This is a genomic window from Burkholderia sp. SJZ089 (genome assembly GCF_007828315.1).
In the GTDB taxonomy this organism is placed as follows: domain Bacteria; phylum Pseudomonadota; class Gammaproteobacteria; order Burkholderiales; family Burkholderiaceae; genus Burkholderia; species Burkholderia gladioli.
The window spans coordinates 16,724-29,860 of sequence record NZ_VIUM01000009.1 but is presented as its reverse complement, the minus strand read 5'-3'; the positions used below and the strand labels follow the sequence as shown (position 1 = coordinate 29,860).

The following is a 13,137-nucleotide window of genomic DNA, read 5'->3' as shown; positions in this document are numbered from 1 at the left end:
CTCCCGCCAGGCGCATTTCATCGGCAGCACCCGTCGATCGAGGTTTTTCGTGATGGACAGCAGCAGCGATTACATCCTGAGGACGCGCGACGTCGTCAAACGCTACAAGGCCCTGGTCGCGCTCGACCGGGTCTCGATCCACATCCGGCGCGGCACCATCCACGGCCTGCTCGGCGAGAACGGCGCCGGCAAGTCGACCCTGGTGCGGCTGATTTCCGGGCAGACCGCGCCCAGCGAGGGGCGCATCGTGTTCGACGGCGCCGAGGTGCAGGGCAGCGACGTGCGGCGCATGGAGTCGCTCGGCGTGTTCCTGGTCACGCAGGAGCCGATGATCGTCGATTCGATGTCGGTTGCCGACAACCTGATGCTCGGCCGCTGGCCGCTCAAGCGCGGCTGGACACGCCAGGTCGACCAGCGCGCGCTGCTCGGGAGCGTCGAGACCGCGCTGGCCGGCACCGGGCTCGACCCGCGCATGCCGGCGCGCTTCCTGTCCGCGGTGGCCAGGCGCAAGCTCAACATCCTGCGGGCCCTGCACAGCGGCGGCAAGCTGCTGATCCTCGACGAGCCGACCACCGCGCTGACGCTGGCCGATCGCGAGCAGATGTTCGCCTTCATGCGCGAGCTGCGTGCGCGCGGCGTGAGCTTCGTGTTCATCTCGCACTACAACGAGGAGATCCTCGACATCTGCGACGGCGTCTCGGTGCTGCGCAACGGTCGGCTGGCCGGCGAGCACGACGATCTGGGCGAGATCGATTCGGACGGCTTGTCGGAGCTCGTGATCGGCCGAGACGTGCCGCTGTTCCATCGCGATCGCGAAGCCGCCTCGGCGCGCGCCGCGCGCTCGGCCGATGCGGCGCCGGATACGGCGACCACCGCCGGCGGCACCAGCAAGGGCATCAACAAGGGCACCGGCGCGCCCACCGCCTGGCGCGTCGAGGACCTGGTCGCGCCCGGCATCGAGGTGCCGAGCTTCGAGATCGCGCCCGGCGAGATCGTCGGTTTCGCCGGCCTGCCGGGCTCGGGCGCCAAGGCCTTCGCGCTGGCGCTGTTCGGCCTGAATCGCGCGCGTCGCGGGCGCCTCTGGCACGACGGCGCGAGCCACGCGCTGCCCGACCATCCCGGCACCGCGTTCCGGCGCGGCATCGCCTACCTGTCCGACGACCGTCATCGCGACGGGCTGGTCGGCCTGCAGAGCATCGCGCACAACATCACGCTGTCGAGCCTGGCCGACATCTCGCGCGGCGGCGTGATCGACCGGCGCGCCGAACAGGGCCTGGTGCGCCGCTATTTCGAGCATTTCCGCGTCAAGGCCGCCACGCCCGAGGTGCTGCTCGGCACGCTCTCGGGCGGCAACCAGCAGAAGGTCTGCCTGGGCCGCGTGCTGGCCACCGCGCCGGGCCTGCTGATCCTCGACGAGCCCACGCGCGGCATCGACGTCGGCGTCAAGGAGGAGGTGCACCGTATCGTCGACGAACTGACCCGGGCCGGGCTGTCGGTGATCGTCATCACCAGCGACCTGGACGAGATGGTGCGGCTGGTGGATCGCGTCTGCGTGTTCGTCGGCGGACGCATCGAACAGGAATACCGGGGCGAGCGGATCGGCAAGGACGCGATCCTGCAATCGGCGTTCGGCGCCGCGCCCGTGATCTGAACGACAGGAGACAAGCTCATGCAATCGAGAAGCGAGATTCAGGCGGGCGCCGCGGCGCCCGGCGCGGCGGCACTGGCGCAGGGCGGCGGGGTCGGCGCGGGCGGCCAGGGCGGCGCCGCGGGCGCATCGGCCGCGCGGCCTTCGCGCAGCGGCCTGCAGTGGATGTTCCAGAACGTGGTCTGGCTGTGGCTGGCGGCGCTGGTGCTGGTGTTCGGCGTGCTCAACCCGTTCTTCTTCACCTTGTCGAACCTGCAGAACGTGCTGGTGCAGGCCACCGTGCTGGGCCTGCTCGCGCTGGCCGTGTCGCTGCCGCTGATGGTGGCCGAGATCGACCTGTCGATCGCCAGCAACATGGGGTTCTCGGCGGCGATCGGCGCGATCCTGTCGACGCGCCTGGGGCTGTCGCCGGCTATCGGCGTGCCGGCCGGCATCGCGGCGGCCACCGCGATCGGCTTCTTCAACGGGCTGTGCGTGACGCGGCTCAAGATGGTTTCGCTGATCCAGACGCTGGCGGTGATGATCGTGCTGCAGGGTTCGCTGCTCGCCGTCACGCAGGGCAACACCATCTCGGACATGCCCGACGCCTATATCTGGATCGGCCAGTTCACGCTCGGCAACTGGCCGGTGATGCCGCTGGTGTTCCTGGTCGCGCTGCTCGGCATGGGCTTCCTGCTGCGCCGCACCGTGCTCGGCCGCTGCCTCTACGCCACCGGCGGCAACGTGCTGGCGGCCAATGCGGCCGGGATCCGCGTGAACCGCATCAAGATCGTCGCCTTCACGCTCTCGGGGCTGCTCTCGGGCGTGGCCGGCTACCTGCTCGCGGCCTGGCAGATGGCGATCACCTCCGACCAGGGCGAGGGCTTTCTGCTCTACGCGATCGCCGCGCCGATCATCGGCGGAGTGAGCGTGTTCGGCGGACGCGGCGGCGCGCTCGGCATCCTCGGCGGCGTGCTGCTGCTGACGGTGATCCACGTCGGCCTGGCGATCACCGAGGTGCCCTCGTTCTACGTGCAGATGATCGGCGGCATCCTGATCTTCATCGCCGTGGCGGTCGACGCGATCCGCGTGAACTTCGTCTCGCAATGACGGCTGCCGCCGCCCGAGCCCATTCCCGACTTCCGGAACCCGTAACCCGATGAACCAACCGACACGCTGCGCACTGTATATCGACGGCCGCTTCACGCAGGCGGGCGTCGCGAACTGGATCGAGGTGCGCAATCCCGCCAGCGGCGAGGTGGTGGCGCAGGCGCCCGACGCCGGCCAGGACCTGATCGACGCGGCGGTGGACGCGGCCTCGCGCGCCCTGCGCGGCTGGCGCCGCAGCAATCCGTTCGAGCGTTCGCGCCTGCTGCATGCCATTGGCGAGGAGCTGGCCCGCGACGAGCAGGCCATCGCGCTGGCGATCACCATCGAGATGGGCAAGCCGCTGGCCGAGGCGCAGGGCGAGGCGCGCAAGCTCGCCAAGGCCTTCCACTACTACGCCGAGGAGGCGGTGCGGATCTTCGGCGAGACCGTGCCCAACGAGGAGGACGGCTACACCAGCTTCGTCGAGAAGGAGCCGGTGGGCGTGGTGGCCGCGATCGCGCCGTGGAACTACCCGGTCGAGCTGATCGGCTGGAAGCTGGCTGCCGCGCTGGCCGCCGGCTGCACCATCGTGGTCAAGCCTTCCGAGTACACGCCATCGAGCGCCGAGGCGGTGTTCCGCTGCGTCGATCGCGCCGGCCTGCCGGCGGGCGTCGCCAACCTGGTGATGGGCGCGCGCGAGGCGGGGCGGCGGCTGGTCGGCCATCCGGCGATCGACAAGGTCGCCTTCACGGGCTCGGGGCCGGCCGGCGAGGACATCTATCGCACGGTACGCGGCATCACGGGCCTGTCGCTCGAACTCGGCGGCAGTTGCCCGCTGATCGTGACCGCCCACGCCGACCTGGAGCGCGCGGTGTCCGGCACCCTGCGCCGTGCCTTCCGCAATGCCGGGCAGATCTGCATCTCGATCAACCGCGCCTACGTGGAGGCCAGTGTCCATGATCGCTTCGTCGAGAAGCTGGCCGAGGGCGCGCGCCGGCTGGTGGTGGCCGACGGCCTCGCCAACCCGCGCGCCGATGTCGGCCCGATGGCCACGCGCGCCGGGCTCGACAAGGTACGGCGGCACGTCGACGATGCGCGCGAGCGCGGCGCGCGGCTGCTGTGCGGCGGTGCTCGGCCGGATACGGCCGCGGCGCCCGAGGCCGGGGCGGCGGGGCTGTTCTATTCGCCCACCGTGCTGGTCGACTGCCGGCCCGAGATGCTGGTGATGCACGAGGAGACCTTCGGCCCGGTGATCGGCGTGAGCGCCTACGACTCGCTCGACCAGGCGATCGAGGCGGCCAACGGCACGCCGGCGGGGCTGGCGGCCTATGCCTACACCGAGCACGTCCACGAAACCTTCCGGCTCGCGCGCGAGCTCGATTTCGGCAATGTCGCGATCAACAACGTCGACGCCGGCATCATGAACGCCGCCTACGGCGGCCGCAAGCAAAGCGGCAGCGGCTACGAGCACGGCCGCGAGGGCATGGAAGGCTACCTGCACCTGAAGCACGTGCGGCTCAGGCACGGCGCCTGAACGGGGAGCGGCCATGGAACGCTATCTTCTGGGACTCGACATCGGCACCTCGGCCTGCAAGGCGATCGCCGTCGACGAAGCCGGGCGCGTCGCCGCGAAGGCGCTGGCCGCCTATCCGGTGATCTCGCTGCGCGCCGGCTGGGCCGAGCAGGAGCCCGAGCAGTGGTGGCAGGGCGCGCAGCGGGCGCTGGCCGAGGTGCTGGCGGCCCTGCCGGACCGATGCGCGGTCAGCGGCATCGGCCTGTCGGGCCAGATGCACGGGCTGACCGCGCTCGATGCACAGGACCGCGTGCTGCGTCCCGCGCTGCTCTGGTGCGACCAGCGCGCCGCGCCGCAATGCGAGACCATCACCGCGCTGGCCGGCGGCCTGGAGGGCCTGCTGGCCAAGGTGCAGAACCGCATGCTGCCGGGCTTCACGGCCGGCAAGCTGCTGTGGATGCGCGAGCACGAGCCCGAGCTGTACGCGCGCATGCGGCGCATGCTCAATCCCAAGGACTACCTGCGCCTGCGGCTCACCGGCGAACACCTGACCGATGTCTCGGATGCCTCGGGCACCGGCCTGTTCGACGTGCGCGCCCGGGCCTGGTCGCGCGAGATGCTGGGCCTGCTCGACCTGCCTGACGATCTGGTGCCCGAGGCGCTCGAATCCACCGCGCGCGCCGGCACGCTGCGCGCCGAGCTGGCCGAGGCCTGGGGCCTGCCGGCCGGCACGCCGGTGTATGGCGGGGGCGGCGATTCGGTGATCCAGACCACCTCGATGGGAGTGATCGACAGCGGCCCGCTCGGCATGACGATCGGCACCGCCGGCATCGTGGCCGGCGCGATGCGCGCCTGCCCGGCGCCCACCGGCCAGTTGCAGATCTCCTGCGGCAACGCGCCGGGGCGCTGGCACGTGATGGGCGTGACGCTGTCGGCCGGCGGCGCCTTCGAATGGCTGCGCGGCGCGCTGGCCGCGCTCGAACCCGAGCTGGACTTCGCGCGCATGATCGCGCTCGCCAAGGCGGCGCCGCCCGGCTCGGAAGGCCTGCTGTTCCTGCCTTACCTGCTCGGCGAGCGCTGTCCGCACGTGGCCGCCGACGGCCGGGCCGCCTGGATCGGCCTGACGCCGCGCCACGACGCGCGCCACCTGGTGCGCAGCGTGATGGAGGGCGTGCTGCTGAACCTGCGCGCGATCGCCACGCTCGGCACCGCCGCCGGCCTGCGCTGCGACGAGCTGCGCGTCTCGGGCGGGGCCACCGCCGAGCCGTTCTGGCTCAAGCTGCTGGCCGATGTACTGCAGCGCGAGGTGGCCACCGTCACCGGCGCGGCCGAGGGCGGCGCCTATGGCGCGGTACTGGCGGCCGGGGTCGGCGCGGGCTGGTGGGCCTCGCTCGACGAGGCGGCCGGCGCGCTGGCCGTGACCTCGCGCGTGGCGCCCGACAGCAGGCTCGGCGCGCTCTACGACGCCCGTTTCGACACGCTGCGCACGCTCTACGACACGCTGCGCCCCGTGTTCCAGCAGATCGCCGCGGAGCCCGCTCCGCCCGCATCCCTCGGCGGCCGCGACCCCGGCCGGCCCTCACCGGAGGCCACGCGCCCATGACCCGTTCCGCCAGCCGCCCGCTCGGGCAGCCGCCCGTCCAGCTCGACCCGCTCGACCGCCAGGCCGGTGTCGAGGCCGTGGTGTTCGACCTCGACGGCACGCTCGTCGACACGGCGCCCGACATCACCGCGGCGGTCAACCGCCTGCTCGCCACCCACGGCCTGCCGCCGCAGACGGTCCGCTTCGTCGAGCAGTTCATCGGCGAGGGCTCGTTCGGCCTGATCGACAAGCTCTACCGGGGCCTGGGCCTGCACTTCGAGCCGGCGCGCGTGGCGGCCGACGTCGAGACCTACCTGGCGATCTACCGGCGCCATCCGGTGGCGCATGCCACCGTCTACGCCGACGCGCTGGCGGCGATCCCGGCCCTGCACGCGGCCGGCCTGCGGCTGGGCATCTGTACCAACAAGGCGCAAGGCCTGGCGCTGGCCGTGCTCGAACACTTCGGAATCGCGCGATACTTCACAGCCGTGGTGGGCGGCGATACGCTCGCCGAGCGCAAGCCGCATCCGCGCCACCTGCTCGCCACCCTGGAGCAGCTCGAGGCCTCGCCCTCGCGCACGCTCTACGTGGGCGACACCCGCATCGACGCGCAATGCGCGGACGCGGCCGGCGTGCGCTGCCTGATCGTCAACTGGGGCACCGGCTCCGGTGTGCCGGTGGCGGCCGGCGCGCGCCTCGAATCCTTTACCGAACTTGTGACACGCTGCGCGGCGCTCAATGCCGCGCGCGTGCCGGGAGCCTGATGAAAAACGACCTGTTGCGCCGCATCGCGCTGGAACGTCCGTCGCTGACGGGCGCCACCATGCGCATCGCCGACGTGCTGCTGAACGCGCCGGAGGCGGCGCTCAAGATGAGCATGGCCGAGCTGTCCGAGGCCGCGCAGACCAGCGACCCGACCGTGGTGCGCTTCTTCCGCCGCTTCGACTGCGCCGACTACCAGGACTTCAAGGTCCGCTTCGGCCAGGGCCTGATTCCGCAGGCGCCGTTCGACTACGAGGCGATCACCGGCGAGGACACGCCGGCCGACGTCTGCGGCAAGATCGTCAACAACTCGCTGCACGCGATCCAGCGCTTCGCCTCGGACGTCGATTCGGCCGCCATCGAGCGCGCCGTCACGCACCTGATCGCCGCCAAGGGAATCTTCCTGTTCGGGCTCGGCATCTCCGAGACGATCGCCTTCGACGCCGAGCACAAGTTCTTCCGGCTCGGCCTGCATTGCCGCGTGGTGCTGGAGAGCCAGCGCCAGCTGCTGCTCGCGCCCACCCTGCGCGACGACGAGGTGGCGGTGTTCTTCTCGCATTCGGGCTCCACCAAGTCGCTGGTGATGGCCGCGGCGATGGCCAAGGGCAGGGGCGCGGTGACCATCGCGATCTGCGCGCCCGGCTCGCGCCTGGCGCAGACCTGCGACCTGACCATCGCGGTGCCGGCCTACGAGAACACCGAGCTGTACACGCCGCTGACCGCGCGCATCAACCACCTGCTGGTGGTCAACATGCTGGTGGCGATGCTGGGCTTGAGGCAAGGGCGCGAGCTGCCCGACAACCTGGCCGCGCTCGACCCCTGGTTCACCGACAAATTCATGGACTGAGCCCGGCGCCGCGCATGGCGCCGGCGAGATCCGCCGACCCTTCAGAACGGAGACGAGATTGAGCACGCACATCGAACCGGGTTATGCCCACCTGCAGCCCGCCACCAGGCAGGACGAGGCCAAGCTGGTCTCGGGCATCAAGGCCGTCGACCACTACCTGAGATCCGGCATGAAGGTCGGGCTCGGCTCGGGCACCACCTCGCACTGGTTCGTGCGCGCGCTCGCGCCGCGCGTGCGCGACGGCCTGGAGATCGTCGGCGTGCCGACCTCGAACGCCACCCGCGAGCTGGCGCTCGAGCTCGGCGTGCCGCTCACCGACCTCGGCCGGATCGACCGCCTCGACGTGACCATCGACGGCGCCGACGAGATCGACCGCGAGGGCAGCATGATCAAGGGCGGCGGCGCCTGCCTGCTGTGGGAGAAGATCGTCGCGGCGGCCTCGCGCAAGATGGTGGCGGTGGTCGACGACAAGAAGGTGTTCGACACGCTGGGGCGGTTCCCGCTGCCGATCGAGGTGATCCCGTTCGGCTGGCAGAGCACCGAACGGCTGCTGCGCGAACTGTTCGTGTCGGCCGGTTTCGCGCCCGGGGTGAGGATCGAGCGGCGCATGCGCGACGGGCAGCTGGTGGTGACCGACAGCGGCAACTGGATCCTCGACTGCCATCTTGACGCGATCGCCGAGCCGCGCGCGCTCGCGCCGCGCTTCAACGCGATTCCCGGCGTGGTCGAGAACGGCCTGTTCGTCGGCATCGCCAGCGAGATGATCGTCGGCTACGCCGACGGCCGCGCCGAGATCGTGCGCTTCGCCGGGAGCGCGTCGTGAGCGGGCCCGCGATGCTCGACAGCTTCCGGCTCGACGGCGACATCTGCGTGGTGACGGGCGGCGCCCAGGGGATCGGCCGCGCCATCGCGCGCGGCCTGGCCGAGGCCGGCGCGACGGTGGTGATCGCCGATCGCGACGCCGCGCTCGGCCAGCACGCGGCCGACGAGATCGGCGGTGGTTTCGTGCAGCTCGACGTGACCGACTCGGCCTCGGTCGATGCCGCCTTCGACGCGGTGGTGGCGCGCCACGGGCGCCTCGACGTGCTGGTCAACAACGCCGGCGTGGTGCGCAACGCGCCCGCGCTCGACACCGACGACGCGGCCTGGCGCGCGGTGCTGGCCGTCAATCTCGACGGGGTGTTCTATTGCGCGCGCAGCGCGGCGCGCCACATGCTGCCGCGCCGCTCGGGGCGCATCGTCAATATCGCCAGCATGAGCGGCTCGATCGTCAACAAGCCGCAGCCGCAGGCGTCCTACAACGCCTCCAAGGCCGGCGTGATCCACCTGACGCGCTCGCTGGCCGCCGAATGGGCCGCCGACGGCATTCGCGTCAACTCCATCTCGCCCGGCTACGTGGGCACCGAGCTGACCCAGCGCGGCTTCGACAACGAAGCCTGGCGCGAGCAATGGCTCGGCGGCACGCCCCTCGCTCGCATGGCGCGGCCCGAGGAGATCGCGCCGGGGGTGATCTTCCTGGCCTCGCGCGCGAGCGCCTTCGTGACCGGCACGGACCTGGTGATGGACGGCGGCTACACGGTCTGGTGAGGGCAGGGCAGCGCAGCCGGAAATCGTATCGACCCATCGACTCAATTGCGGAAAGAACCATCATGACCATCGAGGAAGGCGTCGCCGCGTTGCGCGACGCGCTCGGCGCGCAGATCGTCGCGCTGCCGGAGGAGTTCGGCGATCGCCGCGTGGAGGACTGGAGCGGCATCGGCGGGGCGCGGCCGCGCGCGCTGCTGCGTCCGCGCGGCACGGAGGAGGTATCGCGGGCCTTGGCGATCTGCTCGCGGCACGGCCTGCCGGTCGTCACCCAGGGCGGGCTGACGGGGCTGGTCGGCAGCGCCAACGCGCGCGGCGGCGAAGTGGCGCTGAGCCTGGAGCGGATGAACCGCATCGTCGAGATCGATGCCGTGTCGGGCACCATGACGGTGGAGGCCGGCGCGGTGCTGCAGACCGTGCAGGACGCCGCCGCCGCGGCCGGCTTCTATTTCCCGCTCGACCTCGGCGCGCGCGGTAGCTGCACGATCGGCGGCAATCTGGCCACCAACGCGGGCGGCAATCGCGTCATCAAGTACGGCATGATGCGCGACCAGGCGCTCGGCCTGGAGGCGGTGCTGGCCAGCGGCGAGGTGGTGGGCGGCCTCGACAAGATGATCAAGAACAACAGCGGCTACGACCTGCGCCACCTGCTGATCGGCAGCGAGGGCACGCTGGCGGTGATCACGCGCGCGGTACTGCGGCTGCGGCCCCGGCCCACCGCGGTGGCCACCGCCTGGTGCGGGCTGCCCGGTTTCGCGGCGGTCACCACGCTGCTGGCGCGCGCCCAGGCGGGGCTCGCCGCCGGCGTGTCGGCCTTCGAGGTGATGTGGGCCGGTTATCACGACGCGGTGCTCGCCAATCTGCCGAACCTGCGCGCGCCACTGGCGGGCGCGCATCCGTTCTACGTGCTGCTGGAAAGCGTCGGCACCGATCCGGCGCGGCACGAGGAGGGCTTCGTCGAGTTCCTCGGCGCGATGCTCGAGGAGGGGGTCGTGGCCGATGCGGCGATCGCCTCGTCCGAGGCGCATGCCCGCGATTTCTGGGCGATCCGCGATGCGCCGGGCGAGTACCCGCGTTTCATTCCCGATCACGCCGCCTACGACGTGAGTTTCTCGATCGCCCAGGTCGGCGAGGCCGCCCAGCGGCTCGAGGCGGGGCTGCGCGCGCGCTGGCCCGACGCGCTGGTGATGACCTACGGGCATCTCGGCGACGGCAACATCCATGTCGTGGTGGACGTGCCGGGCATGGCCAGGCATCGCCACGAGGAGATCGACGCGATCGTCTACGCCATCACCGGCGAGTTCGGCGGCTCGATCTCGGCCGAGCACGGCATCGGCACCAAGAAGCGCGAGTACCTGGGGCAGTGCCGGCGCGAGACCGATATCGCCGCGATGCGCGCCATCAAGCAGGCGCTCGACCCGCGCAACCTGCTCAATCCCGGCAAGATCTTCTAGCCGGCGAGCCTGATGGGATGAACGGGTTCGATCACGCGCGTCGCCACGCCGCCACCGACGCGAACGCGCAGGATGCCGATCTGTGGCGCTGGTTCTCCCTGCTGGTGGACGAGCGGCGGATCCGCTGGTGCCAGGCGGGCGGCCAGTGGCTGGTCAGCGTCGATCACCGGCACGTCGCCACCGAGGAGAGTTTCGATCGCGCGGTGCGCGAGGCGCGGCTGGCCGCGGGGCGCGAGCCCAGGCGGCGCCGGGCGGCCTAGGCGGGGCGGCGGGCGGGCTCGCTGGTGGCGGCCTTGACGGGCAGCTCGTCGTCACAGCCCGCGCGCCACGCGTTGCGCGAGCGTGGTCAGGTCGACCAGCAGCCGCGTCTCGCGCTGCGTCGTGAGCCGGTCGACCGGCACGCTGGTGCTGACGGCGATCCGCTTGCCCGCCGAGGACACGCCCACGAACACGGCCAGGCAGGCCAGCCCCGTGCAGGCTTCCTCGCGCTCGATCGCGTAGGCGCGCTCGCGCACCTCGGCCAGCGCGGCCAGCAGGTCGGCGCGGCGCGTGAGCGACTGCTCGGTCAGCGCGCGCAACCGCGTCGGCATGATCATCTGCACGGTTTCGTCGTCGAGGCTGGCGAGTAGCGCCTTGCCGAGCGCCGAGCAATGCGCCGGCAGCCGCGAGCCGATGTCGGAGACCAACCGCACCGCGCGCGACGGATCCTCTCGCGCCAGGTAGACCACCTCGGCACGATCCAGCACGGCCATCTGCACCGCCTCGTTGTGCTTCGCCACGAACCAGGCGGCCTCGCGGCGGAATGCGTCGAGCGTGAAGTCGGCCAGCAGGTAGGTGCTGCCGATCTCGAACAGGGCCACGCCGATCGCGTAGCCGTCGCCGATCTTGACCAGCCACTGGCGCCGCTCCAGCGCCTCCAGCGTCAGGTACAGCGTGCTGCGCGGCATGCCGGTCAGCGCCAGCAGGTCCTTCGCGGAAGTGGGGCGGCGGCTCGTCTTGAGCGCCTCGAGGATGTCGTGGACCCGCGCGATGGCGGGCACGTCGGTCGGTTTGTCGGGCATCGCGGCCTCGTCGTTGGCGGGCGCCGGCTGGCGACGCCGGTCGATGTGTCCAGTGGGCTGGATTATACGCCGGCCCCTTGGACAGCCTGGCAGGGCGCCCGTAGCATCGTGCGCATCCCAAACTGGAGACATCGATGAACGCCCCGATCCCCTCGACCCAAGCCCACACGATCGACGCCCTGCTGCCCGCCGATCTCGACGACGCGCTGCTGGTCGGCCGTGTCTGGCGCAAGACCGCGGCCTTCGAGGGCCCCAGCGTGGTGGTGGTGCGCGGCGGTGAGCTGTTCGACATCACGGCGGCGGCGCCGACCACGGCCGACCTGTTCGACCAGGCGGACCCGGCCGGTTACGCCCGGCAGGCCGAGGGCGAGTCGCTCGGTTCGGCGCGCGAGCTGCTGGCCGCGCATCTGGATGGCGGGGCGTCGCCCGCGCTGCGTCTGCTCGCGCCTTGCGACGTGCAGGCCATCAAGGCCTGCGGCGTGACCTTCGCGGTCAGCCTGGTCGAGCGCGTGATCGAGGAGCAGGCGGCCGGCGACGCGAGCCGCGCCGAGGAAGTGCGCGCCACCATCCAGCATGCGATCGGCACCGATCTCTCGCAGGTCGTGCCCGGTTCCGAGGCGGCCATGAAGCTCAAGCGCGAACTGCAGGCGCGGGGCGTCTGGTCGCAATACCTGGAGGTCGGCATCGGCCCCGACGCCGAGGTGTTCACCAAGTCGCAGCCGATGTCGGCGGTCGGCTTCGCGAGCGAGGTCGGGCTGCTGCCGATTTCGACCTGGAACAACCCCGAGCCCGAGGTGGTGCTGGCCGTCAATGCGCGCGGCGCGGCGGTGGGCGCCACGCTCGGCAACGACGTCAACCTGCGCGACGTCGAGGGCCGCTCGGCGCTGCTGCTGGGCAAGTGCAAGGACAACAACGCCTCCTGCGCGATCGGCCCCTTCGTGCGCCTGTTCGACACGCGCTTCACGATCGACACGGTACGCCAGGCCTCGGTCGCGCTGCGCATCGAGGGCGAGGACGGCTTCGTGCTCGACGGCGTGAGCCACATGTCCGAGATCAGCCGCGATCCGCTCGACCTGGTCGCGCAGACCTGCGGCACGCACCATCAATACCCGGACGGCTTCATGCTGTTCCTCGGCACCATGTTCTCGCCGATCCAGGATCGCGACCAGGCCGGTGCCGGCTTCACGCACCACCTGGGCGACAGCGTGCGGATCTCGACGGCCTCGCTGGGCGCGCTGGTCAATCGCGTCTCGCTGTGCACCGAGGTCGCGCCCTGGGAATTCGGCACGCGCGCCTTGTTCCGCAATCTCGCCGCGCGCGGCCTGGTGCGCTGAGCCGGCTTTTCCCCGCTTCCTTGTTGGCTTCCCCTCTGGCGGCGGCGCGCGATGCATGCCGCCGCCTGCCCGGTTCGTCCACGCCGGCACGCCGCACCGGCGCGGTGCTAGCCGGCGCGGACCTCGAACCGAGCCATCCTGCTTCGTCGAAGCACATCGGTATCCGAAGCATCGCCGATGCCGCGACGATGAGCCGGGCAATCCGCTGACCATTCCCCTCGCTTTCCCTCGCTTCCCGCCGCGCCTTCCGTCTTCCCTGCTGTCGTCCTTTCCGTTTCGAACCG

Annotated in this window: 12 protein-coding genes; 11 read left to right on the top strand and 1 reads right to left on the bottom strand. The window is 71.3% G+C overall.

Translation table 11 applies throughout. The features are described 5' to 3' along the window. Positions 1-52: 52 nt before the first annotated feature. The 10 genes from FB600_RS17915 to FB600_RS17870 all read left to right on the top strand — a co-directional run bounded on the left by FB600_RS17915 (position 53) and on the right by FB600_RS17870 (position 10,718). Positions 53-1,651, top strand: a complete 1,599-nt coding sequence (locus FB600_RS17915; RefSeq protein WP_096748996.1) for a sugar ABC transporter ATP-binding protein — start codon at positions 53-55, stop codon at positions 1,649-1,651. A gap of 18 nt (positions 1,652-1,669) precedes the next feature. Beyond that, a complete protein-coding gene (locus FB600_RS17910) occupies positions 1,670-2,737 on the top strand; it encodes an ABC transporter permease (RefSeq protein WP_145757210.1) in 1,068 nt (355 codons plus the stop codon). 49 nt (positions 2,738-2,786) lie between these two features. Continuing rightward, positions 2,787-4,250, top strand: a complete 1,464-nt coding sequence (locus FB600_RS17905) for an aldehyde dehydrogenase family protein (protein WP_098180890.1) — start codon at positions 2,787-2,789, stop codon at positions 4,248-4,250. Between the two features lie 13 nt (positions 4,251-4,263). Next, a complete protein-coding gene (gene xylB / locus FB600_RS17900; protein WP_145757211.1) occupies positions 4,264-5,832 on the top strand; it encodes a xylulokinase in 1,569 nt (522 codons plus the stop codon). Beyond that, positions 5,829-6,575 (top strand): phosphoglycolate phosphatase, encoded by a 747-nt coding sequence (gene gph, locus FB600_RS17895; protein WP_145757212.1) that lies wholly within the window; start codon positions 5,829-5,831, stop codon positions 6,573-6,575. The genes xylB and gph overlap by 4 nt, the downstream gene beginning before the upstream one ends. Continuing rightward, on the top strand, positions 6,575-7,420 hold the full coding sequence (locus FB600_RS17890) for a MurR/RpiR family transcriptional regulator (protein WP_186467871.1): 846 nt from the start codon (positions 6,575-6,577) through the stop codon (positions 7,418-7,420). The genes gph and FB600_RS17890 overlap by 1 nt, the downstream gene beginning before the upstream one ends. Positions 7,421-7,478: 58 nt before the next feature. Then, positions 7,479-8,243, top strand: a complete 765-nt coding sequence (gene rpiA, locus FB600_RS17885) for a ribose-5-phosphate isomerase RpiA (protein ID WP_227742991.1) — start codon at positions 7,479-7,481, stop codon at positions 8,241-8,243. After that, a complete protein-coding gene (locus tag FB600_RS17880) occupies positions 8,240-9,007 on the top strand; it encodes an SDR family NAD(P)-dependent oxidoreductase (protein WP_227742990.1) in 768 nt (255 codons plus the stop codon). Before rpiA ends, FB600_RS17880 begins: the two co-directional genes overlap by 4 nt. A 62-nt stretch (positions 9,008-9,069) precedes the next feature. Next, entirely contained in the window at positions 9,070-10,458 is a 1,389-nt protein-coding gene (locus tag FB600_RS17875; protein ID WP_098154097.1) for an FAD-binding oxidoreductase, read from the top strand. A 17-nt stretch (positions 10,459-10,475) separates the two neighbouring features. Next, positions 10,476-10,718, top strand: coding sequence for a hypothetical protein (locus tag FB600_RS17870; RefSeq protein WP_096748989.1), 243 nt, complete (start codon positions 10,476-10,478; stop codon positions 10,716-10,718). Between the two features lie 51 nt (positions 10,719-10,769). Here the strand turns inward: FB600_RS17870 and FB600_RS17865 are convergent, their stop codons facing one another. Then, positions 10,770-11,519 (bottom strand): IclR family transcriptional regulator, encoded by a 750-nt coding sequence (locus tag FB600_RS17865; protein WP_098154096.1) that lies wholly within the window; start codon positions 11,517-11,519, stop codon positions 10,770-10,772. Between the two features lie 134 nt (positions 11,520-11,653). Between FB600_RS17865 and FB600_RS17860 the strand changes: the two genes are divergently transcribed. Further along, positions 11,654-12,853, top strand: coding sequence for a fumarylacetoacetate hydrolase family protein (locus FB600_RS17860; protein WP_145757214.1), 1,200 nt, complete (start codon positions 11,654-11,656; stop codon positions 12,851-12,853). The last annotated feature ends 284 nt before the right edge of the window (positions 12,854-13,137 follow it).

What these genes read in the sequence shown, in the direction of transcription:
- FB600_RS17860 (WP_145757214.1), top strand. Translation starts at nt 11,654, where the DNA reads ATGAACGCCCCGATCCCCTCGACCCAAGCCCACACGATCGACGCCCTG.
- FB600_RS17905 (WP_098180890.1), top strand. Translation starts at nt 2,787, where the DNA reads ATGAACCAACCGACACGCTGCGCACTGTATATCGACGGCCGCTTCACG.
- FB600_RS17865 (WP_098154096.1), bottom strand. Translation starts at nt 11,519, where the DNA reads ATGCCCGACAAACCGACCGACGTGCCCGCCATCGCGCGGGTCCACGAC.
- xylB (WP_145757211.1), top strand. Translation starts at nt 4,264, where the DNA reads ATGGAACGCTATCTTCTGGGACTCGACATCGGCACCTCGGCCTGCAAG.
- gph (WP_145757212.1), top strand. Translation starts at nt 5,829, where the DNA reads ATGACCCGTTCCGCCAGCCGCCCGCTCGGGCAGCCGCCCGTCCAGCTC.
- FB600_RS17890 (WP_186467871.1), top strand. Translation starts at nt 6,575, where the DNA reads ATGAAAAACGACCTGTTGCGCCGCATCGCGCTGGAACGTCCGTCGCTG.
- FB600_RS17910 (WP_145757210.1), top strand. Translation starts at nt 1,670, where the DNA reads ATGCAATCGAGAAGCGAGATTCAGGCGGGCGCCGCGGCGCCCGGCGCG.
- FB600_RS17915 (WP_096748996.1), top strand. Translation starts at nt 53, where the DNA reads ATGGACAGCAGCAGCGATTACATCCTGAGGACGCGCGACGTCGTCAAA.
- FB600_RS17870 (WP_096748989.1), top strand. Translation starts at nt 10,476, where the DNA reads ATGAACGGGTTCGATCACGCGCGTCGCCACGCCGCCACCGACGCGAAC.
- FB600_RS17875 (WP_098154097.1), top strand. Translation starts at nt 9,070, where the DNA reads ATGACCATCGAGGAAGGCGTCGCCGCGTTGCGCGACGCGCTCGGCGCG.